This is a genomic window from Bacillus cereus, from assembly GCF_002567495.1.
GTDB lineage: Bacteria > Bacillota > Bacilli > Bacillales > Bacillaceae_G > Bacillus_A > Bacillus_A cereus_AQ.
Window position 1 is genome coordinate 1 of the sequence record NZ_NVAP01000034.1, and the last position, 22,690, is coordinate 22,690.

Consider the following 22,690-nt stretch of genomic DNA (forward strand, 5'->3'; position numbering starts at 1 on the left):
TTCGGGTTCACTTCAAAATACTAGAGGTTTTCTCTTTATTTCTTCAATCGTTCAATAAAATCGTTCAATTTATCCAATGATTTCATATTCTGATTACAAGCTACACCATCTTTGCAAATGTAGTTTCCCTTTTTAACGAACGTTCCTGGTACATCACCTTTAATTTCAACTAAAAACATCCCTACTTCTTCATGCCCATGACATAATGAACAAATACTTTTTTTATTTAAACTTTGAAATGTCCCTTGCAGACCAACAAATTTATTTTTATCATTTTTTGCTATAATAAATTTCCTGCTTGATCCTTTGTCAATCCAGCTTAAATAAGATAATCCTTTCATATCCAGTTCTTCCATATCAGGGAGTTTTAGCTTTTTTGCTTTAGGAAATAATTTTTTTAATGTTTGTGCTGTAACTTCCTGAAACGGAATTACATATGGATTTATTTTCAGCAAAAACGATTCTGCATCTTCTCTATTTTTCACTTCTAATACTGTATCAATTAGTTCTTTTTGTTCCCTATTTAAATTTTCAAAAACACCGATTACTTTCTCCATAGCGAGCGATTTTAGTGCCGCTATTACACCTCTATCATTTGCCGTCGCATGCCCGTTTGCTAAAATATAAGCTTGTGATTTTATAAAATTATATTGATCACTTCTAATAAACGCTTCCATCTTTATCACTCCATACAAATTGTTAATCTAGTTTTATTGTATACAATGATTACGTTTTTTGATATGTAAAAGATAACTTAGAAACAAACATTACATACATCACTTATTCTCTACCGCTGCATTTCCTGACAAAAGAAGCCATCATCTGTTTTCCATTCCGCATATAATACGTCTTCAAATTTAGTAATTCCTTTTTGCTTTATTTGTTTATAAAGCCACCCTTCATCAAATCCTGCTTCCCTCAAATTATCCTTAACTACTTTCCCATCACTAATTAATGAAATTGGTAAGTATACAGGCTTATGTTTTAAACTTAAATCATTTATAGTAGGAGATTCGTATTTACTTTTTTTCAGAACGCTTATGTTTCCATTAGGTTCCAATATCATATATTCAACTTCTCGGATTGAAAATATATCTTTTTGTTGCCTAAGCATTTGTTGTAATTGGTTTATATCCAAATGATTTACACTTAATTGTTCTCGATCAATATATCCATTACGAATAATAATAGCAGGGTATCCTTCAAAAAACCTCCTTGTTCCTCTTATTTTTTGCGTTATCACCTCTATTGTGTAAATTAAAATTACCCAGACAAATACTGAATATAAAATAGACCATACTTTAATTTTAGGATCATATATTGAATTTCCAACAAGCTCCCCAAGGACGATTGCAGAAATAAAATCAAAGGGCGTTAGCTGAGATATTTGTGTTTTCCCTAATATTTTTGTAGCAATTAATAGAACAAAAAAACCAATTAAAAGCTCTATCGTTATTTGTCCAATATGATTCATATATGTTCACCTTTCTACTTTTCAAGTGCTCCGTATACATTTAATTAAAAAACGGCACATTTTTTCTGTTATCATGCCCATTTACATCTCATATATCCAATACGTACAAAACAAAAAGAGTCTGATTCAAAATAATATATGAATCAGACTCTTTTCCTCTTATTTAGAATACACAATCTTTTTAATCGTTTCTCCAGAAAGAAAATATTCTTCTGCAAGTTGATGAACGGAAATTCCACTTTTAAACGCTTCTTTAATCGCTTTATTTCTTTCATCTAGTTGTTTTCTTCCACCAGATCGTGTACCCCATTTATAATGTTTCGTTTCTTGTTTTGGAATGTAAATTGTTTCACCTTGTATATACTTTTGAATTTCAGTAATTAAACTCTCTGGTAAAACGGCCTTAGCCTTTACGTATTTCATTTCTGCTCGCCCCTTATTTTTTATGGTTCATTTCAATAAGGTGCAAAGCCAAATATAGAAAATGATACGAGCTCATTTAGGCGATTGTATATTACTTGTCTACCTCACGCAAAGTATCGCCATTTCCATACTTGGCTTTGCATGAGACGTTGCAGTGTCTGGCAATTGAATTATAATCGCCATATAAACACCTCCTAATATACCTTTTGTATTTTATTATATGATAAATCCCTTTTCCTTGCATCTTCATACTTTTTGAAGGTCTTTTAGACTCTTTATCTAAAAAAGAGCAAAACAAAAAGGTAGCGTATCATATAACGATACGCTACCTTTCTTTTTAAATAATGCCAAGTACATTTAAGAATACGATAATAATCGCAATTGGTGCGATAAAGCGAAGTAAGAACAACCATAGTACGAACAGTTTATAGCCCTTATTTTTACTTACACCTAGCTCTTTCATTAATACATCTTTCTTCATTTTTAAAGGAACAAAGATAGAAACTAATAAAACACCAAGTGGCATTAGTACGTTACTAACTGCATAATCCGCTAAATCAAAGACTGTCTTTCCGAAAATCTTTAGGTCACTTAATATACCGAATGATAATGCTGATGGTACTCCAACAACAAAGATTAATAATCCAACGATTAAAGCCATCTTTTCGCGTTTCCCTTTACCTTTTGCAGTTAAAGATGCAACACTAATTTCTAACATCGAAATTGCTGATGTAATAGTAGCAAAGAAGAATAGTAATAAGAAAACGATGAAGAATAATTTTCCGAACGCCATTTTACTGAAAATAGCTGGCAACACGATAAATAATAGTCCCGGCCCTTGAGATGGTTCCATTCCAAATGCGAACACAACTGGGAAAATTGCAAGTCCTGCAAGTAATGTAATAACAAGAGTTAAAGCTACGATAGAAAATGCCGAACGTGGTAAACTTTCTTCTTTCGGTAAGTATGAACTATACGTTACCATTACAGCTACACCGACTGATAACGAGAAGAACGATTGACCCATTGCATATAAAATAACTTCTGATGTTACATGTGAGAAATCAGGTTGTAAGAAGAAACGAACTCCTTCTCCAGCACCATCTAATGTAAGTGCACGAACAATTAATACAAAGAATAAAACGAATAGTGCTGGCATGAAATATTTATTTACTTTTTCAACACCATTTTGTACACCTTTACTTACGATAAAAATAGTAATAAGGATGAATAATAGCTGTGATCCAACTGCTAAATATGGATTGGAAATGATTTCACCAAACGTAGCTTCGTATGCTCCATTTCCTTCCCATAGTCTACCTGTAATTGCATTCCATAAATATAATATAATCCATCCTCCTACAACACTGTAGAAAGAAAGTAATATGAAACATGTTACAATTCCTAATTTACCTAACCAAGGCCATAACGTTTTAGGAGCAATCTCTCTATACGCATCAACAGCCTCTTTTTGTGTACTTCTTCCAATAACAAATTCAGCTAATAATAGCGGTAAACCAATTAATAATGTGAAACCGATGAAAATAAGGAAGAATGCGCCGCCCCCTCCAATTCCGGCCATATACGGGAACTTCCAAATCGCCCCTAGACCAATTGCTGAACCTGCTGCAGCTAATACGAAACCTAATTTCGATGTCCATTGCTGTGAATTCATCTGTTAATCTCCTCTCTGTCTCTTTTTCTGTTTTACAATCCGGTATTTATATTGTTCTATCCATACTCTTTTCTAATACATTCACTTCCTTCCTAATAATAAAAAAACGCCCCTACGTAAATACGTAGGGACGACAAAAATATCGCGGTACCACCCTAGTTACAAAGATATAACAAAGTTAGGACCTAAATAAAAAACGCCCCTACGCAAATACGTAGGGACGATAAAATATCGCGGTACCACCCTAGTTATGAAGCCACAACAAAGTAAGACCTAAATAAAAAACGTCCCTACGTAAATACGTAGGGACGATAAATATCGCGGTACCACCCTAGTTATGAAACAATCTTCATCACTTTATTTGATAACGGTATAAACTACCGTCTTTCATTTCCTCACAATGTGAGATTTATGAAAGATGCTCCAGGACGAACTTCATGAATAATCTATATACTGATTCACACCAACCATCAGCTCTCTGAAATAGGGAGATATTCACTACTATACCCTTTCATTGCCCAAATATTATTTTCCGAATTGATTACTATCATTTTTATCACACATTAAAAATAGTGTCAACTTATATTTTGAATTTTTATGTATTACAATCTATTTCAAAATTCAAAATGTGAGTTTTCTTTTAGGAACAATCGATAAAAATCTATTTTCTATTTCACAAAATAAAAAATAGATTTTTCTTGTTCATCAACATTTACTCCCGGAGCGTATGTATGAACTTGCTGCAACACTTCTTCTATTAGCAACTCTAACTCCTGCACACTATTTTCTGGATTCCCTATTAATGTGTCCGCCATACGTTCATATAATTTTCCAGGTTTAATAGTCATTCGTTCCACATTGTTGGGCATCCATTTAAACGCCGGATGATGTACATACAGTTTATTCAAACCAAATAAAACACCGAATACATTCCTTTGTACTTCACAAATAACATCATAAAGCATAAGCCAATCTTTCCGTTTTAAAAGCGCCTTTCGATTGTGCCAACGATTACTTAAACATAGATTTTCGGAAATCATTCGTTTTGCTAATTCCTCTGGATATACCGCTACTCTACCTTTTAATTCATTCACTTTCTCTTCTCCATACAAACTAACACCATCATGAACGGATGATACAATACATTGTTTTTCATAACTTATATCATATTGATCCACCACATCCGAAATTACTTTCTCTACTGTCTCTGTTAAAAAGTTACTAATCTCTAATTTAATTCCCTCTTTTGTCAAATACGTTTCCGACCATTCTTCTTCCTCATACGGATGATACGATAATATTGTCCCATCAATACGATGAATAGGAGCCCTACGGTCCTCATCTTCTGGCGGTGTTGACCATAAAATATGTAATTCTATATCTGAATGTTCATCTTCAAGCTTTCTAGCTACTGAACCCGCTAAAATAATAGCTTCTACTTTCGGATTTTGCCTATAAATCCCTGACATCTCTATTGCTTTCTCTTTTAATCCCACTTCATTTCCCCCTAAAATTGCAGTAATCCCCTATATTTCATTTATCTATTTCGATATTACAGTTTGCATTACCTTTACAAATTCCTACCAAATCATATTTCTACCCAATAACGTTGAACAATTTCACCAGTATGAGAAGAAACTACTTCATTTTCTAACACACCGCCAACCTTTTGAATCGTTTTAGCAGAACCGATATTAGATTTATCGCAAGTTATTAACACTTTCTGTAATCCTAATTTTTGCGCTTCAGCTAATGCAAGCTGTAGTTGTTTCGTAGCGTAACCGTGGCGACGTTTATTCGGATGGACACTATATCCTATATGACCACTTTCCCGTAATAATTCCGGATTTAATCTATGTCTAATATTCACAAAACCTATAAGTTCTCCTTTTTCAAAACTTAAAAATTGGCTAGATGGTACTCGATTTCCTTGTAAGTTTTCTCCTACTTCTTGTCTACACACTTTTTCAAACCACTCATCAAGAGAATCAAAGTTTTGTAAAGAACTACTGCCATGTGGTTGTTCTCCTGAGTTTAAAAATGCCTGTCTATACGCCATAATTTGTCCACTATATTCATGTATTGGTTTTAATAGTTTCATTATGCTTCTCCCTCTTCATTCCATAATAGAAACACCTTAATANNTATTAAGGTGTTTCTATTATTTTTATTCAAATAACCCCATGCTCAAATAACGTTCACCTGTATCAGGCGCAATACATAAAACTTTTTTACCAGCGCCTAGACGTTTCGCTATCATGATTGCAGCATAAACAGATGCTCCAGAAGATGGCCCAACTAATAATCCCTCTTGTCTAGCTAAGTTTCTCATTGTCGTTAAAGCCTCTTCGTCTGCAATTTGAATAATTTCGTTATACACTTCTGTATTTAAGTTTTTCGGGATAAATCCTGGGCTTGTTCCTACTAGTTTATGAGGACCTGGTACACCACCTGATAAAACGGGAGATCCTTTCGGTTCTACTACTGCAATATATAAGTTTGGTAATTTCTCTTTTAACGTTTCACCGGTCCCTGTAATCGTTCCGCCTGTTCCTGCCGTTGCAACAAAGGCGTCAAGTTCTCCATCCATTTGTTCATAAATTTCAAGCGCAGTCGTATAACGGTGAATATTCGGATTAGCTGGGTTTTCAAATTGTTGCGGAATAAAACTATTCGGTATTTGCTTTTGCAGTTCTAACGCCTTTGCGATTGCTCCTGGCATTCTTTGTTCTGCTGGTGTTAAAACTACTTCTGCTCCGTATGCTTTTAATAAATTAATACGTTCTTTTGACATATTGTCTGGCATAATTAAAATCGCTTTATACCCTTTAGCTGCTGCGTTCATCGCTAAACCAATCCCTGTATTCCCGCTTGTTGGTTCAATAATTGTATCTCCTGGTTTGATGAGACCATTTTCTTCTGCAACGTGAAGTAAATTATACGCAGCACGGTCTTTCACACTGCGCGATGGATTAAACATTTCTAGTTTCACATACACATCCGCTGCGTCTTCCGGAATAAATTTAGATAATCGGACAACAGGTGTATCTCCTATTAATTCTGTTACGTTTTCACATAATTTCATAGTGCATCCCCTATTCTATCGTTTTCTTATCACTTGGTAATAACCATGAAGTAAGTCCAATTAACGGTAAACAACTACATAATATCATAATGAATTGAAGGCTATATATATCAGCTAACTTCCCAAGAACTACAGCACCTAAAGCACCAAGGCCGAAAGCAAGACCTACAATTAAACCTGATACCATCCCCACTTTTCCCGGAACAAGTTCTTGCGCATAAACAACAATTACACTAAAACTACTTGAACTAATAAAACCGATACATAAAAATAACGGTACGACCCACACAAGTGAAACATGTGGTAATAACAGTGCTAGTGGTGCTGAACCTAACATTGAAAATATGATGATGTTTTTCTTACCAAATCGATCTGCTAACGGTCCTCCGAAGAAAGTGCCTAACACGCCAGCAATCATAAATGCGAATACGAAATACTGTGCATTTTTTATAGATAAACCGTAATGCTCTATTAAATAAAATTGATAGAAATTACCGATACCGGCACCGTACCAAGAGCGCACAAAAGTAAGGAAAACAAGTAGTATAATAACGAATTTAATATGCGTACTTACAATTGCATTTTCCGCCTCAAGCTCAGCCCTCTTTTTCCTTCTTACAGCGCCGGTCGCTAATTCATTTTTATACCAATTTGATACGAAAATTAGCAATACAATTCCTACTGCCGCAAAAGCTGTAAAACCTAAAGAACCAATTTGGCCGAGTGGAACGAAAATTAGCGCTGTAAAAATTGGAGCTAAGGAATTGCCTGTATTTCCTCCAACTTGATAAATTGCTTGCGCTAACCCTCGTTTTGCACCTGCCGCCATATACGCAACACGAGCACCTTCTGGATGAAAGACTGCGGAACCTAAGCCAATAAATAAAACAGAAATAATAACAATAATAAAGTTTGGTGCAAACGCGAGTCCAATCATTCCAAGCATACTTGAAAACATGCCGAGCGGTAATAAAAATGGTGACGGCTTCTTATCTGAATACATGCCAAACACCGGTTGCATAATCGATGACGTCATATTTAACGCAAACGCAATCCACCCTACTTGCATATAGGATAAATTCATCGTTTTTTCCAAAATAGGAAACAACGCCGGTACAACTGCTTGCATCGAATCATTTAGAAAATGTCCGAAGCTAATCGCAAATAAAATTCGATATATTGTCGGTGTTTCTACTGTATTTTTTTGTGAAACTGCCTGCATATATGAATCTCCCCTTTCCGTACAAAATATATATTTATTACAGTAGGTGTAATAAATTCTGAGTTTTGAAACATTTCTATTCTATACTGCTTTCATTTCTTTTTCCAGAAATATAACTTAACTCCCGTCATTAGCTTGCATCCTTGTAACTTTCAGCAGTAAAACATTACAGAAAAAGGCAACCCAATCGCATACTGGGTTACCTCTAAAATTAAATCGCAAAACGCTTATACTTCTCGTAATCACTCGTCTTACATTCTAATGTCATTTTTGTGCCTTCATTTTCATAACTCGTAGATAAAACGTGCGCATGATTATTGAAATACGAAACTACCTGTCCTTGATCGTATGGAATTAACATTTCACACTTCGTATATTCTTTATAAATATGCGAGCGAATCATTTCTACCAGCTCTTCCATTCCAACATGTTTCTTCGCTGATAAATAAACGCGATCTTCTTGCGCTTTTGGAATTTCAACATCTACCATATCTGATTTGTTATAGGCATAGATTGTTGGAATATTTTCTACTCCAATTTTCTTTAACGTTTCATTTGTAATATCAATTAATTGTTCATAATTTGGATTTGCGTAATCTACAACATGAATAAGTAAGTCTGCTTCCGCTACTTCTTCTAATGTTGAACGGAACGCCTTCACAAGATGATGTGGTAATTTACTTACAAATCCAACTGTATCTGTTAATAAGAATGATTTATTATCTGGCAAATCAATATTTCGTACAGATGTTTCTAACGTCGCAAATAACATATCTTTTTCAAATACTTGTTTTTCTTCTGTACCATTATAAATTTCAAGCATTGCATTCATCGTCGTAGACTTTCCTGCATTCGTATAACCTACTAATGCTACTACAGGTATTTCATTTTTCTTACGTTGCTTTCGCTGCGTTTGACGCTGGGCAACGAGCGCTTCTAAATCTTTATTTAAAACTGAAATTTGTTCTTCAATTTTACGACGATCTAACTCTAACTTCTTCTCACCGACACCTTTATTTTTCGTACCAACGCCGCCGCTCTGTCTTCCTAACGATTCACGAAGACCGATTAAACGAGGCATCATGTACTGAAGATGGGCTACTTCTACTTGCAGCTGTGCTTCTTTCGTTTTCGCACGTTGCGCAAAAATATCTAAAATTAAAATGGTACGATCAATTACCTTACAATCTAAATCCTCTTCTAAATTTCGAATTTGTGAAGGAGATAATTCATCATTAAAGATGACCATATTCGCATCTATTTCTTGTACATACGCTGCTACTTCTTCAATCTTTCCTTTTCCGATATAATGCGACGGATTTACTCGTTGTAAATTTTGCGTTACTTGCCCAATTACCTCTACATCACAAGCTTCCGCAAGATTTGTTAACTCTTCCATCGAATATGCAAAATCATCTTCATTACCTAAATTTACTCCAACTAAAACTGCTCTTTGTAATACTTCTTCCATATATTTATTCCTCCATTTCGATTACGTAAAATAAAAAACACAGGTCGCTGCCTGTGTTTTCGTAAACGGATAAGGGTTCACCAAAGAAATAGAAGAAAGCTATGCTTTCATCCTATTTTATAGTCAAAAAGTCCCAAGATTATATACGTATCCACAATAAGTGTTCACCTATACAATCCCATTCTATTTATAAAGGCAAAACAAAAAGAGGGCGTATTCGTCCCTCCCTCTTTTTCACATATAAGCTTAATAAAGGGTTCCTTTAAAATAGGCAGACCAATCCCGTTCACTCTGTACACAGACAGAGCCTTTGAGCGCTATTCAATTATTGGCACAAAGTATTGAGACGTAATCTGATTAAGATCAAAGGAAGCCCCTCCGTTCATTTTAAGTTATATAAAGTGTAGCATAAGTAATTCGCCTTCACAAGGTTTAACAACCTATATCAGGCTAAAGAAAATCTTTATATTTTTACTTTAATCGTCATTTTTTGCGAGTTTTTCTCCAACAAAAATAACAAAAGCAATTATCACTAACAAACCAATGGAAATAATAGCAACTTGCCACCAACTTAAACCGCCCACCATCTCACCCTTTAAATCCACTTTCTTCGTCGGAACAGACTCTTTTGCAATTTGACTTAAAGCCGCTTTGTCCGCCCCTGCCTCATCCAATCTCTTCGTTCCACTACAACTATGTGTGTGCAATTGTTTTTCTGATCCTCTTTGAGAAGAAAACACTAAATACTCGCCTCCCTCTACAAAGTGAAACATACAATCACCACCATTTGTATATACGATAATTTGCGAAGAAGTTGTCCCTTTCCAAATTTTCTTCACTTCAAATAACACTTCAATTCCGACCTCTTCTTTCCTTCCAACCTCAATTACTTTCCCCTCAAACACTACATCATTTTTTTGAAATGCATCTTCTACTGATACGTTAATGCAATCACAAGCATAAGATTTCTCTGAAAAAATAATAAGAATAAAGCTACAAATAATTACAATAGGAAACATGTGTAAAATTCTTTTCAAGGAACTCCCCCCTTCATTATCAATTTTAGAAACTTCTCGTATATTATTTTTACAACACTCGCCAAATTCCTTCATAGCAAGTTAATCATTATCATTTCAATACAACAAAAATCTTTATTGACATTTTTATAACCTGATATTAGTATCAGGTTATAAAATAAAAATTAGGAGATGTTCCTATGCATTCTAAATCTCGTATTACTGCAATTGGCACTTATGTTCCAAATCAAATATTGTCTAATAACGATTTAGAAAAGATGGTCCATACGAATGATGAATGGATTGTACAAAGAACAGGAATGAAAGAAAGAAGAATCGCTAGCGAAGAAGAATACTCCTCAAACTTAGCCATTAAAGCAATTGAAAATTTATGTACAACATATAAGAAAAACTTAGAAAATGTCGACTGTATCATTGTCGCTACTACTACTGCTGATTACGTTTTTCCTAGTGTTGCTTGCCAAATACAACAATACTTCAACATACCTCATACACTAGCTTTTGATTTAAATGCAACTTGTGCTGGTTTTACATATGGACTACACGTCGGTAATAGCTTAATCACTTCTGGATCACATGAAAAAGTACTTGTCATAGCGACAGAAACATTATCTAAAGTTACTGATTATACCGATAGAACGACCTGTATTTTATTCGGCGATGGCGCTGGAGCTATTTTATTAGAAAGAGATGAACACAAACCAAGCTTTATCGCTGCTCATATGGGAACAAACGGTGATGGCGGCATTCATCTATACAGAACAAACTTATCTACTACTATGAATGGCACACCACTGCAAACAAATGAAAGAATCGTTCAAAATGGAAGAGAAGTATATAAATGGGCAACACGCACAGTACCAAAAGGCATAAAAAATTTATTACATACCGCAAATATGCAAGTAGATGATATAGACTGGTTCATACCCCACAGCGCTAACTTACGAATGATCGAATCTATTTGCGAAAAATCTCAAATTCCAATACAAAAAACATTAACGAGCGTGGAATATATGGGGAATACCTCTTCAGTCACCATTCCACTCGCTTTAAATTTAGCTATAAAACAAGGAAAATTAAATAACGGAGACACACTTTTACTATACGGATTTGGTGGCGGACTTACGCATTTAGGGCTTATTGTAGAGTGGAATTTAATTTAAGTGTATAAAAAGAGGCTCTAGTCAGTAACTAGAACCTCTTTTTCATTTAATTTCTTGCCCCTTTTCGAGACCATATCACAACAGGAATAAGTAATAACGCTAACACGCCTCCAGCCAATGACAATGCCGCATAACTTGAATTCGCTACTACCATACCTGACATCGCTCCACCAGAAGCTCCAGCTAGCGCAATAAAAACATCTATTTCCCCTTGTGTTTTAGCACGTGTAGACGGTGTTGTGGAATCAACGATTTGTGCTGTACCACTTATCAATCCGAGGTTCCATCCTAGCCCAAGTAAAGACAGAGCAACGATTAATAATAATAAAGAATCACTTGGCGCTATCGCAGCTATGACACCCGCTGCAAGTAAAATCACTCCACCAGCTATGCTCATTGTAGTTCGGCCAATTTTATCAATTAACATTCCTGTAACGAGAGATGGAAGATACATTGCACCTACATGAAAACCTATCACAAGTCCTACTGCACTTAAACGGTGACCGTGGTGTCCCATATGAACTGGTGTCATCGTCATAATCGCAACCATCACTATTTGTGTAAGTATCATTACGATTGCTCCAACTGTAATACCTCGTTTATTTTCTTTCGCTTCTTCTATTATTGGTTGTCCTTTATATGTATGTTCCTGTTTATATCTTTCTATTATGTTAGCAATAATCAAAGGATCTGGACGAAGCATAACAAAAAGAACTAGACCCGCCAGTATAAATGCTGCTGCCGATAATATGAACGGACCTGCAAGTTTAGGAACTCCAATCGAATTAGCAAAATCACCCATTACTCCTACTAGATTTGGTCCTGCAACTGCACCGAAAGTCGTCATTACCATCGTAATACTAACAGCCGTTGCTCTCTGCTTCTTATCTGCTAAATCTGTACCTGCATAACGAGCTTGTAAATTCGTAGCTGTACCGGCACCATATATGAGTAAAGAAATAAGTAAAAGAATAATGCTATTTGTTAAAGCTGCCATTACAACACCAATCGCTCCAAATCCACCTACTATAAATCCTGTTGCAAGACCTATTCGGCGTCCATATCGTTGCGAAAGCTTCCCTACTATGAAAGCTGCTAAAGCCGATCCCAATGTAAACATAGCAGTCGGTAATCCTGCATATGCATCTGTCCCAAGCATTTGTTGCGCAAGAAGTGCTCCCACTGTAATACCAGCAGCTAGTCCTGCACCGCCAAACATTTGTGAAATGCTGACAATTATTAACGTTCGTTTGTATAATTTTTGTTGCTCTTCTTCTGTGTACACATGATTATCTATTAAAGCCCCTGCCTTATCTAGCAATTCCCCATCCTCCTTTTGAAATTCAGCCCTCTTGTTAATGTACTATGTATAACGTTACATATTCAATGGCAATTTCCATTCATCCCTTTCATTCTAAAAAACTTTCTAACCATACTCGACTTATCCCATGCTATATTAAAAATACTACTATTCACAATATGCAAGGAGAACACAATGAAAAAAACAGGCTGCTATAGCCTGTTTTCCTTTACGCTTCTTCTACTATCCGTCCCCTTCTCTTTTTACTCAAAGCTTTCCCTTCCCAAAACAACAAGCTTACGAAAGCACAAATTAAAATAATTGGCACACTTGCTTTATATAAATCTGTAAAACTCATAGCCATCTGATTCTTGGCATAATGATTCACATCATTCGAAAATGTGAGTACCTCTTTCTTTATACTTTCCTCTTGTTTTTCAACTTCTTTTGTCACTTGCCTCATAACTTCTTCTCTTTTTACATCTCTATATTCTACTGGAACTTCTCTTAATATTTCAGCCGTCTTGTCGCGAATCAATTCTTCCTTTTTCTCTTTACTTAATCCCATTGCCATTGCATTTTGTTTCTTATTTATATTCGACTCTAAACTTTGATTCTCTATTTTCTCTTTAGTCATTTGTAAAATTTCAGCTTGCTCAGCACTATTCACATGAATATTCCGCACCTTTTCTTCTGCATAACGATATACTTTTTCTTTATTTACAGTTAAATTATGAGTTAAGTTAGAGACAAATATCGCGACCGCCAATACAATTCCAACTTGTCGTAACATTGATACAACACTTTGAGAAGCAGTTAATAATTCTCCTTCAAATGAAGACGCACTTAAAACTGTAATTGGCCCCACTACTAAACCATATCCAACACCTAATATCATACACGGAATAATAATTTCTATATTTGTTGAATGAACATCAATCATTTGCAACCAATAGTAGGAAAGCCCCATAACAAGAAATCCTGACAAAATAATAGTTACTTTTCCGAGTTTTTTAATTAAAGTTGCTGCAACTGGTGAGATTAAAAATATCATTGCTGAAATAGGTGTCACTAAAAAAGCCGCTTCAATTTCCGTTCGACCTTGTAGTTTCGTCAAGAACGTTGGAAGCAATACAGTAACTCCAATTAAAAATAAATTACTTAATATAACAACGATAGACGCTCCGACAAACATTCGATCTTGAAATAACTTTAAATTCACCATTGGATTATGAATCTTTCGTTCTACTAAAACAAATAAAATAAGAGTAATAGTGCTAGTTGCATAACAAGACAAAGCAATATTACTTTGCCATCCCCATGTATTACCTTTTACTAAAATGAGAGTAAATGAAAAAATTGCTGCGCTACTTAATAGTAGTCCTATCCAGTCTATTTTTGAGATAATACGTTCTTCATTTTTTATTTGTAGCATGAGGCAACATAACACGATTCCTATTATACAAACCGGAACATTAACGAAGAACACCCATCTCCATCCTAAATTTTGCGTAATAATTCCACCTATTACCGGTCCCATCGCAGCTGACAATCCTTGTGTTACTCCTAAAATCGCAAGCGCAACATGCCTCTTAGCTAATGGCATAGCTGATACACCAATTACCATACTTGTTGGAAATAAAATCGCTGCCCCGAAGCTTTGTATAAAGCGAGAAAAAATAAGAAAATCACCTGTATTTGCAAAAGCGCAAAGTACCGATCCACCACCAAAAATCAACAGACCAAGAACATACATCTTTGCTTTTCCAAAAATATCAGCTATCCGACCTAGCGGTATGGCAAGTACTGCAATCGTCATTGTATAAACATTTAATACCCAAGACATCTTTTCTAATGAAGTATTTACACTTGATTGTATTGCTGGTAAAGCTATATTCATAATTGTCGTATCAATCATACAAAGAAAGATACCTAGACACATTAAAAAGACAATCTTAATACCCTTTGATTGCTCCATCTTTATATACCCCTTTATTTATTGTGAACATGTTTTTCATTCTTCTGTTTTATTGTTTTCTTTCGCCTCTAGCTCTTCTAATTTTCTCTTCAAAGTCTCCACTTGTGCACTATACGATGCAATACCTACGTCTAGTGAAATTTCTTCGACGAAAGTAATACCTACTCTCCACTTTTCATATTTCAATCGAAGATCTGCAATGTACGCTTCTTTTCTTTCAATTTCATCTTTAATCCATTTTTTTATTGTTACATCATCACTATAGTTACCAAAATACATTCTCATTAAAAAATCCGAACGTAAAACATCCTTCTCTACAGGTGTCTGCATGTATTGATAAAATTCTTCACGCCCCTCATCTGTAATAAAGTACATTTTCTTATTCGGTTTTCCCTCTTGCATGACAACCTCTTTTTTTATTTTCCCCTCATTCTCCAATTGTCGTAACGTTGGATAAATCATTCCAAAACTTCCATCAAAAAAATGAGTAAATACGTCTTCAAACACAATTTTAATATCGTAACCAGACAATTCCTTTTCCATTAATAAACCTAAAACAACATCTCTTCCCTTCAAAGTAAAACCCCCACATATTATATAATCAATAATCATATNNATATGATTATTGATTATATACCTTATTCTGTTAATTGTAAAATGTTTCTAAATAAAAAAGCCCCATAATTTGGTTTCACCAATTCACAGGGCCATTTTCTTATTTACTCTTTAACACCTACATCTTGCAAAACTTCAATATCCTCTTTCATTTCATAATAATAAGAAGGCAATTCTATACCATGTTCTAAGAAATAATCTTCTATGAATGAAATAATGATTTTTAACGTTTTCACACGGGCATACAATTTATCGTTACTTTCAATAATATGCCACTTCGCATTTGGCTTACTTGTTCTTTCAAACATGCCTTCCATCGCTTCAACATACTCATCCCATTTTTCACGATTACGCCAATCTTCGTCTGTAATTTTCCATCTTTTCAAAGGATTTTTCTCTCTATCTTTAAATCTCTTTAACTGTTCCTCTTTACTTATATGATAGAAGAACTTCCCTATTATGTAATGGTCATCTGTTAGTAGTTTTTCAAAATCATTAATCTCATCATATGCTCTCATCCACTCTTCCTTTGTAGCAAAACCTTCAACACGCTCAACTAACACACGACCGTACCATGAGCGATCAAAAATAGTAATTTGCCCGTACTGTGGAATTTTGCGCCAGAAACGTTGCAAATAATGGTAACGTTTTTCATGAGGTGCAGGCGCTCCAATTGGATTTACTTGGAACCCACGTGGGTCAAGATGTTCCGTCACCCGCTTAATTGCTCCACCTTTACCAGCCGCATCCCAACCTTCCATAACGAGCATAACCGCGATTTTTTCTTCTTTCAAAATTTGCTGTAATGCTAATAAGCGCCTTTGATATTTTTCTAATTTCTTATTGTACTTAGATTTTGATTCAATTTTTTTCGTTAAGTCTACTTTAGCAAGATGTCCATTTTCCATAAAACAAATCCCCCTTGTTGTATGACAATGTTATTTTAACATATTTTAGGAGTTTTTTTCATATCCTAAAAAGCTGTGTAGAAACATCTCTACACAGCTTCCTTCTCTAATTTCACATATACAAGCACATTTAACTACATTAAAATAGCCCTTTTAAAAAGGGCAGCAATCTAAGTATAGAAAAAACAAATTTATTCTTTCTTACTACATACGTAATTATGCCAGCTATAAGAGTCATGAATAAGATATTGATTCACTACTCACAATATCCACCTTACATTATATGGTATATTTACTCGTGAAAAGAAGATAATAACAAGTAAATCCATTAAAGAATGGGAGCTCTCAAAAAATGAAACGAAAAATATTAACTCTCTTTACGCTTATATGTTTAGCACTACCTATGCAAGCTAGTGCTTACACATTTCAGTCACTACCGATTGCGTCAAAGTCTAAACAATGGTATGTCGAAATTGATAAATCTCATAACTCAAACAAGCAAGCAATCCAGCCAAAACAAGGTGTATTTGATACGTATAGTTTACTCGTAAAAAACATCGGTCATGATGTATCAAACGTATCTGTGGAAATACTTGATAACAATCCTACCTCTAAGGCTACCTTTAAACCTACTACACCTAATGAAAATATTTCTAACAGTCATACAAGCTTTGACTACATGGTATTCCCATTAGACTTTAATAGCCATAATTTTAAAGTTGTGATCACTTGGGAAGAAAAGAATTTCTCATACAACGGTCATCCAGTAGATGAAAGTAAAAAAATGAAACAAACATTTGTGTTTAATGAAGAGTAAGCCCTAATTTGATTAGGGCTTACTCTTTATTCACAAAACCAGATTGAATCGCTTCCGTCACTTCTTTTGTGATTTCCAGTTCTGTTGCTTCGGTGCTAATTTTCTTCTGCCAAATATGTACGGAAGGCTTTTCCTGACAAAGATGTTTTATTAGTACTAGTTGATTATATGTTAGCGTATTTTCTCTATAGGTAGCGATATAGACTGTGAAATTTTTTGCTTCAAAGACCTTTTCCTGCAAAGTGTATTCGCTATCCAATTCCTTTGCTACTATAGCTTTCATGTTTTCTATAATCATATAAGTCGTTCCCCTTCCCTTATATCATCAATCAAATCGACGAATACTCGGTACAGACAATGCGATTCCAATTGTTAAAATTACTAAACTAGCTAGTGTTATAATAGTTATCTCGCCACCTATGACAGTAGCTAACCAGCCTACAACTACGTACCCTAATGGCAATAAAGCAAAAGAACCCAACATATCAAGGCTTGCCACTCTTCCGAACGCTTCTTCTGGTACAAGCTCCTGTAAACTCGTTTCCCAAATGAGTCCAAATATCATCATGCCGAATCCTTCAATTGCCATTAAGAATATTAAAGCAGGTGCCCAAGAAATGAATGGCATAATTAATAAAGCAATCCCACTAATTAAAACACCTCCATAAGCCAGTAATCCTCTCTTCTGCCACCGCTCTTTCCCACCAAATATCAATGCAGCAATTACAGCTCCACCACCAGAAAAGGCCATGCCAAGTCCATACACGTAAGCTTCAAAATGATGATGAACATTAAATAACCATGGTATTAATACGACGATAATGCCGGCATAACAAATATTTATAAAAGAAAAGACTAAAATTGTAATCCATAGCCAAGGATGACTTTTTAAAACGAAAACACCTGCCATAAACTCTTGTTTGTAATCAATGTTACTCTTTTCAATAGACTTTACTTTTTTAAACTTAATTTCTTTTAAAAATAATAAACATAAAAATGATAATAAGTACGTTACTGCATCTAGTCCGAAGCCTATCCCTGCAGACGCAACCGATACGATTAACCCACCAAGTGCTGGTCCAATTAATCGTATACCTTGATTACTCATTTGAGTGAGTGCGTTAGCTGCATTACGAATTTCAGGAACAAATACTTTCGCTCTTACAGCAGCATATGCTGGTTGGAATATCCCTTCCATAAGTCCGTATAAGGCAACGAGAATATATAAAATTGTAATTGTTAATAAATCCATAAATATAAGCGATGCAAGTAATAGCATTAATATACAGCGGATTATATCCGTAAATAACATTAATTTAACCCGATCAATTCGGTCTACAACTAAACCCGCAAACGGTAAGGCAAGAATATTAGGTAGCATGTACATTGCCATCGTCATCCCCATTACAACTGTTGAACCAGTTAATGAATACACAACAACTGGGAGTATGACCATAGTTATCGAACTACCTAAGACCGAGAGTAATTGTCCAATCCATAAAAATTTAAAGTGTGGTGATACTTTAACCGGTAATAATAATTTACCAACATAACCTAAACTTTTCTCCTTTTGTATTTCTCCTTGCATGTCTCTCCCCTCTTTTCGAATGACTATAGAATTTATAATATATAACTGAAAATTTATAACATTCCATTTCCAATTATATAAGAAACAATTATGTTATGGTAAAATTATCAAAAAAATATAAAGGAGAATACATCATTATGCCTCCAAATTCACATAACATCGAACACCAGATCTATACAATGTGTATGATCCAACGTAACAATGAAGTTTTACTCATAAAACGCCCCAACCATCGAGGTTTCCCTGGCTACATCGCTCCTGGCGGCAAAGTAGATTTCCCCGAAAGTATCGTTCAAGCCGCTATAAGAGAAGTAAAAGAAGAAACTGGATTACTTGTTTCCAATTTAACTTTTAAAGGATTAGATGAATATGTAAATCCGAAAGGTAATGTTCGATATATGGTATTTAACTATTGGACAGACTCATTTGAAGATGAACTTCTTTTGAACCCTCCTGAGGGTGAATTATTATGGATACCAATCGATACAGCACTTAAGCTACCTATGCAAACTTGGTTTAAAGAAAGATTCCCATTATTTTTTGAAAAAGGCACTTTTGAAATTCAACGCGTTTGGGATGATGAGCTAAATAAACAAGTTTCTATGACAATTACCCATACATAAAAAAGCTTGGAAACCTATCCAAGCCTTTCTTACCTCTGTGCAATTTTTTCAATCTTATAATGAATATGTAAAAATTCAAGTCCAAATAGCCACATGCTATGATGAGCTGTTAACATTTTATCCTTATCCTCTGTAATGATGAAAGTCTCTGCTAACGGTAAACGGATTGTCAAGAACCGAGTATGTAAATAAATCCCCTCATCTCCCTGGCCATTTTCTCTTAACTTACTAGTAATGATTAAATCATGATTATCATTACATAGCCTCAAAATACCAGTCATATTCGAATAAGGTAAAGGCAAGGCGATATTCATATATGTCTCATCCTTATTTGTATGCTTTGAATAAAGAGCTACAAAAATAGATTCACTTGCTTCATTTTTCCTTAGCCAAGCCCTTACATTCTCTCTTCCATCTTTCTCATCCATTACACCAATGATAGAGCCATGCATCGTTTCCCACTTGCCGCCCATTCCTAAATGTATTTGTCCTACACGCTTGCTCATTTTCTCATAACAAAATGCAAATGGTCGGAACCAACGAGCCCATTTAATATTCGATTGCAACTCATACTCTGTTGTATTTTCATAAAAACGAATAATGCTTAAAGGAATCTTCGTCGCTTCAAATACCTCACTATGAAAATCATTCATTTTATCAACTAAACCGTTGTATTCCTTACTGTCTACTAAATTTCTTCCATATAAAAACGCTTCACCAATTGCCACATTTCCTCTTAACTTACTCATTGGTTTTCCATAGTATTTATAATTCGGAACACTCTTTTCGATCATCCAGCCAACAAATGCCGGTAACGCTACTCCAATTCCGTTGACAACACCGTGAATCCAAACCATTTGGGCAATTGTAATCGTCATTACATGCTTCAAATTCCCGTATGAGTATATGAGTGAGAACATAATTGTAACCATGAGCGTACTAGACGAAATGATTAGAAGAATCTTTGCACTGATCGTATTAAATTTTGCTCTCCAAACGTAAAATCCATATCCATAAATCGCACATAAATATAAGAACACTGCAAAAAATTCAAATATTATCGAGTATGTAATTCCTATTGCAACTGTCATAGGTGAAATCAGGATGATAAACATAATAGCATCATACACTTTACTTCTCTTTTCTCTTGTTCTCCCTATTAAACCAGCTGATAATGGCAATAGAAACGCCGAATAATGAAAATGTGCAGCTGTGAGTAAAACAATATCAGAGCTAAACTGCATAATCGAAAGTTTTGCTACTGAAGCAAAAAACCAAAAACCACCTAAAAACAAATAAATAAACGCACTATCTATGACTGTCTCTTCTAATGGCTTCCATCCTCTTTCTAGCAATCTACTTACACCAAATAACGCAACGATTCCCGTATATACAAACCAAAGTAGCGCAAATACATAGTGATTTGTGACGAAAGCTAGCATTGCGCAAACTGCTGCGATTGGATATAAAAACGATACGAATTTATAAAATAATAAATACGATCCATCTCTTTTTCTTTTATCAATAATACAAAACGACATTGGTATAAATAATAAAACAGATAATAATATAATTGCTTCAACAGGATTTGTATTCGACCGCTCACATAATAGAAAAACAACATAACAAGCAAGCCCAAATATTATATTCTTCATATCGTTTAGTTCCTTTCCACAAATGTTCCCTTATATGAAAAAAGCGAGCCAATTAACGGGTTTCGTACTTGTACATGAATTCGAAAACACTGTAGTGTTTCATCATAACTTTCAATAATTTTTGCTTCACCATACAAGAATTTTGGTAACGGAATTTTTCTTCCAAACATATAAAACCATTGTTTCTTTGAAGAAATATGCATTGCACCTAACTCATCGATATGAAAATGCAGTGTAGAAACGAGTAAATGTGGCTCACCAAAATAATCTACAATTTCATTTTCTTTTTCATCCAATTGCATAACTGCATTAAAATATCTTTTCTTATTATGAAAATAAAAAGTACGATTCCATCTTACTAATTCTTGTCCATATTCATCTCGCTCAGCTGTATTTTGTATCGTAAATGGAATTTCCTCTCCTCGTTCCGAGAAAAACATTCGAAACTTCGATGCAATTTTTAATATAAATTTTACGAAAAAAGAGCCACCGTAAATTTCATCCATCTTTCCTTCCCCTGTAAAGCTATTCTCTTCTGTAATCGCATAACGCTTCTGCAATTCAGGATGAAGATTTTTATAGATATCCCCTAATAATCGTTCATACATATTAGCCATACACTTATCCCTTTCTCTTCCTCTTGCAATTTTTCGCGCTTGGTAAATCGAAACTATTTATATAACCGACAATTGATAACCCCATTAGAAGAATATTTAATGTAATCGGATTAAACGGCCCTGTAAAGCTTGCGATATTCGTAAATCCTGCCGCTATCGTTAAAACTAGTAACACAATAATATGCAGTATAAATATTTTTCGTTTTGTTAGTGGCAACAGCCATACGACGCCGAAAATTATTTCTAACACCCCAATTATTTTAAGTATATATACACTACTTTCATTTGAACCGATTAATACAGAAAGCATCTTTACTTCTTCTGAATGAGTAAACACTAGTTTCGGCACTATCCCTTGATATATCCATACAAAAGCAAATAAAAAGCATACGAGCCAATACGTCATTGTTCTTCTAATGAGTAACCTAGGATGAAGCCCCTTTTCTAACCATAATTTTAAAGCATCAAAACTCCAAGCAGTCGCCCACCCTAATAACGGACGAAAAATATAGGAATCTATCACATTTCCGATACGACCAAATCTTGTATCATAATCATATTGTGTTTCAAAATGAATGTATTCTTTACCCGGTGTATACTTCCAATAACCACGCCCTATTTGAATAAGAGATAATGTATTATCTGTCCAAAATTTTAAAGAAGAAATTCTTTCACCAGTTTCTTTTCTTATTTCACCTATTGATTCCCCTTCTCCAGCTATTTCAAGCCCAAATCCAATCTTTGTTTTATACAAAAATTTCTGTGGTTCTCCTTCTTTTTTCTCTAAATACGAAATTTCAGTAAAGCGTGCATCCCACTCTGTATGTATATCTGGTTCTTGCGTATATTCCCATAATTTCTCCATCGTTGTGTTCATTTTTGTCGCAACATAAATAGGCTGTTTCCTTTTCATTCTCCCACCTCCTATGCACTATACGTTTAATGTACATGCAATGAATTTATTTTGCTACATTTTTCACAAACTTCCTTTTAAAAAAGAAAGAATTTTTAAAATATATATAAAACACTTGATTCCTCG

At 34.7% G+C, this 22,690-nt stretch carries 22 protein-coding genes and 1 other annotated feature; of the genes, 3 read left to right on the forward strand and 19 right to left on the reverse strand.

The window, feature by feature from the left end:
- Positions 1-35: 35 nt before the first annotated feature.
- The 10 genes from COK05_RS14975 to COK05_RS15020 all read right to left on the reverse strand — a co-directional run bounded on the left by COK05_RS14975 (position 36) and on the right by COK05_RS15020 (position 10,387).
- Complete coding sequence (locus COK05_RS14975) at positions 36-677, reverse strand: FusB/FusC family EF-G-binding protein (RefSeq protein WP_098613196.1); 642 nt, start codon at positions 675-677, stop codon at positions 36-38.
- Between the two features lie 110 nt (positions 678-787).
- Positions 788-1,474, reverse strand: coding sequence for a DUF421 domain-containing protein (locus COK05_RS14980; RefSeq protein WP_098613197.1), 687 nt, complete (start codon positions 1,472-1,474; stop codon positions 788-790).
- A gap of 159 nt (positions 1,475-1,633) precedes the next feature.
- Positions 1,634-1,897: a CD3324 family protein gene (locus COK05_RS14985; protein ID WP_098613198.1), complete on the reverse strand. Its 264-nt coding sequence runs from the start codon at positions 1,895-1,897 to the stop codon at positions 1,634-1,636.
- A gap of 337 nt (positions 1,898-2,234) precedes the next feature.
- Positions 2,235-3,572 (reverse strand): sodium-dependent transporter, encoded by a 1,338-nt coding sequence (locus tag COK05_RS14990; RefSeq protein ID WP_029441970.1) that lies wholly within the window; start codon positions 3,570-3,572, stop codon positions 2,235-2,237.
- A 301-nt stretch (positions 3,573-3,873) separates the two neighbouring features.
- Positions 3,874-4,096 (reverse strand) — a binding site (T-box leader).
- 144 nt (positions 4,097-4,240) lie between these two features.
- Positions 4,241-5,068: a DUF4037 domain-containing protein gene (locus COK05_RS14995; RefSeq protein WP_098613199.1), complete on the reverse strand. Its 828-nt coding sequence runs from the start codon at positions 5,066-5,068 to the stop codon at positions 4,241-4,243.
- A gap of 92 nt (positions 5,069-5,160) precedes the next feature.
- Positions 5,161-5,673: a GNAT family N-acetyltransferase gene (locus COK05_RS15000; RefSeq protein WP_098613200.1), complete on the reverse strand. Its 513-nt coding sequence runs from the start codon at positions 5,671-5,673 to the stop codon at positions 5,161-5,163.
- Between the two features lie 66 nt (positions 5,674-5,739).
- Positions 5,740-6,657 (reverse strand): cysteine synthase A, encoded by a 918-nt coding sequence (cysK, locus tag COK05_RS15005; protein WP_000762271.1) that lies wholly within the window; start codon positions 6,655-6,657, stop codon positions 5,740-5,742.
- A 10-nt stretch (positions 6,658-6,667) separates the two neighbouring features.
- Positions 6,668-7,879 carry an MFS transporter gene (locus COK05_RS15010; protein WP_098613201.1) on the reverse strand — a complete coding sequence of 404 codons (1,212 nt, stop codon included), beginning with the start codon at positions 7,877-7,879 and terminating at the stop codon, positions 6,668-6,670.
- A gap of 211 nt (positions 7,880-8,090) precedes the next feature.
- Positions 8,091-9,350, reverse strand: a complete 1,260-nt coding sequence (hflX, locus tag COK05_RS15015) for a GTPase HflX (RefSeq protein WP_098613202.1) — start codon at positions 9,348-9,350, stop codon at positions 8,091-8,093.
- Between the two features lie 476 nt (positions 9,351-9,826).
- Positions 9,827-10,387, reverse strand: coding sequence for a cobalamin biosynthesis protein CbiN (locus COK05_RS15020; RefSeq protein WP_098613203.1), 561 nt, complete (start codon positions 10,385-10,387; stop codon positions 9,827-9,829).
- Positions 10,388-10,566: 179 nt separating this feature from the next.
- Here COK05_RS15020 and COK05_RS15025 point away from each other — a divergent pair, with 179 nt between their 5' ends.
- Complete coding sequence (locus COK05_RS15025; RefSeq protein ID WP_098613204.1) at positions 10,567-11,550, forward strand: ketoacyl-ACP synthase III; 984 nt, start codon at positions 10,567-10,569, stop codon at positions 11,548-11,550.
- A gap of 46 nt (positions 11,551-11,596) precedes the next feature.
- On the opposite strand, the gene COK05_RS15030 is transcribed toward COK05_RS15025, so the two are convergent.
- From COK05_RS15030 to COK05_RS15045, 4 genes are all read right to left on the reverse strand, one after another.
- Positions 11,597-12,871: an MFS transporter gene (locus COK05_RS15030; protein ID WP_098613205.1), complete on the reverse strand. Its 1,275-nt coding sequence runs from the start codon at positions 12,869-12,871 to the stop codon at positions 11,597-11,599.
- Positions 12,872-13,079: 208 nt separating this feature from the next.
- Positions 13,080-14,828, reverse strand: coding sequence for an MDR family MFS transporter (locus tag COK05_RS15035; protein ID WP_098613206.1), 1,749 nt, complete (start codon positions 14,826-14,828; stop codon positions 13,080-13,082).
- Between the two features lie 36 nt (positions 14,829-14,864).
- A complete protein-coding gene (locus tag COK05_RS15040) occupies positions 14,865-15,404 on the reverse strand; it encodes a PadR family transcriptional regulator (protein WP_006916931.1) in 540 nt (179 codons plus the stop codon).
- Positions 15,405-15,547: 143 nt separating this feature from the next.
- The gene (locus tag COK05_RS15045) at positions 15,548-16,351 is read right to left on the reverse strand and encodes a polyphosphate kinase 2 family protein (RefSeq protein ID WP_098613207.1); all 804 of its coding nucleotides are present in this window, start codon (positions 16,349-16,351) and stop codon (positions 15,548-15,550) included.
- A 352-nt stretch (positions 16,352-16,703) separates the two neighbouring features.
- Here COK05_RS15045 and COK05_RS15050 point away from each other — a divergent pair, with 352 nt between their 5' ends.
- Positions 16,704-17,168 carry a hypothetical protein gene (locus COK05_RS15050; RefSeq protein ID WP_098613208.1) on the forward strand — a complete coding sequence of 155 codons (465 nt, stop codon included), beginning with the start codon at positions 16,704-16,706 and terminating at the stop codon, positions 17,166-17,168.
- 19 nt (positions 17,169-17,187) lie between these two features.
- Here COK05_RS15050 and COK05_RS15055 read toward each other — a convergent pair whose 3' ends face one another.
- Positions 17,188-17,466: a hypothetical protein gene (locus COK05_RS15055; protein WP_098613209.1), complete on the reverse strand. Its 279-nt coding sequence runs from the start codon at positions 17,464-17,466 to the stop codon at positions 17,188-17,190.
- Positions 17,467-17,493: 27 nt separating this feature from the next.
- On the reverse strand, positions 17,494-18,756 hold the full coding sequence (locus COK05_RS15060; protein WP_069355388.1) for an MFS transporter: 1,263 nt from the start codon (positions 18,754-18,756) through the stop codon (positions 17,494-17,496).
- A gap of 137 nt (positions 18,757-18,893) precedes the next feature.
- Between COK05_RS15060 and COK05_RS15065 the strand changes: the two genes are divergently transcribed.
- Positions 18,894-19,379: an 8-oxo-dGTP diphosphatase gene (locus COK05_RS15065; protein WP_098613210.1), complete on the forward strand. Its 486-nt coding sequence runs from the start codon at positions 18,894-18,896 to the stop codon at positions 19,377-19,379.
- Positions 19,380-19,408: 29 nt separating this feature from the next.
- Here COK05_RS15065 and COK05_RS15070 read toward each other — a convergent pair whose 3' ends face one another.
- Genes COK05_RS15070 through COK05_RS15080 form a run of 3 tightly spaced genes read right to left on the reverse strand, consistent with a single transcriptional unit; the run spans position 19,409 to position 22,564 of the window.
- Complete coding sequence (locus COK05_RS15070; RefSeq protein ID WP_098613211.1) at positions 19,409-21,034, reverse strand: YndJ family protein; 1,626 nt, start codon at positions 21,032-21,034, stop codon at positions 19,409-19,411.
- Positions 21,035-21,039: 5 nt separating this feature from the next.
- On the reverse strand, positions 21,040-21,651 hold the full coding sequence (locus COK05_RS15075) for a DUF4166 domain-containing protein (RefSeq protein ID WP_098613212.1): 612 nt from the start codon (positions 21,649-21,651) through the stop codon (positions 21,040-21,042).
- 4 nt (positions 21,652-21,655) lie between these two features.
- A complete protein-coding gene (locus tag COK05_RS15080) occupies positions 21,656-22,564 on the reverse strand; it encodes a DoxX-like family protein (RefSeq protein WP_098613213.1) in 909 nt (302 codons plus the stop codon).
- Positions 22,565-22,690 lie beyond the last annotated feature (126 nt).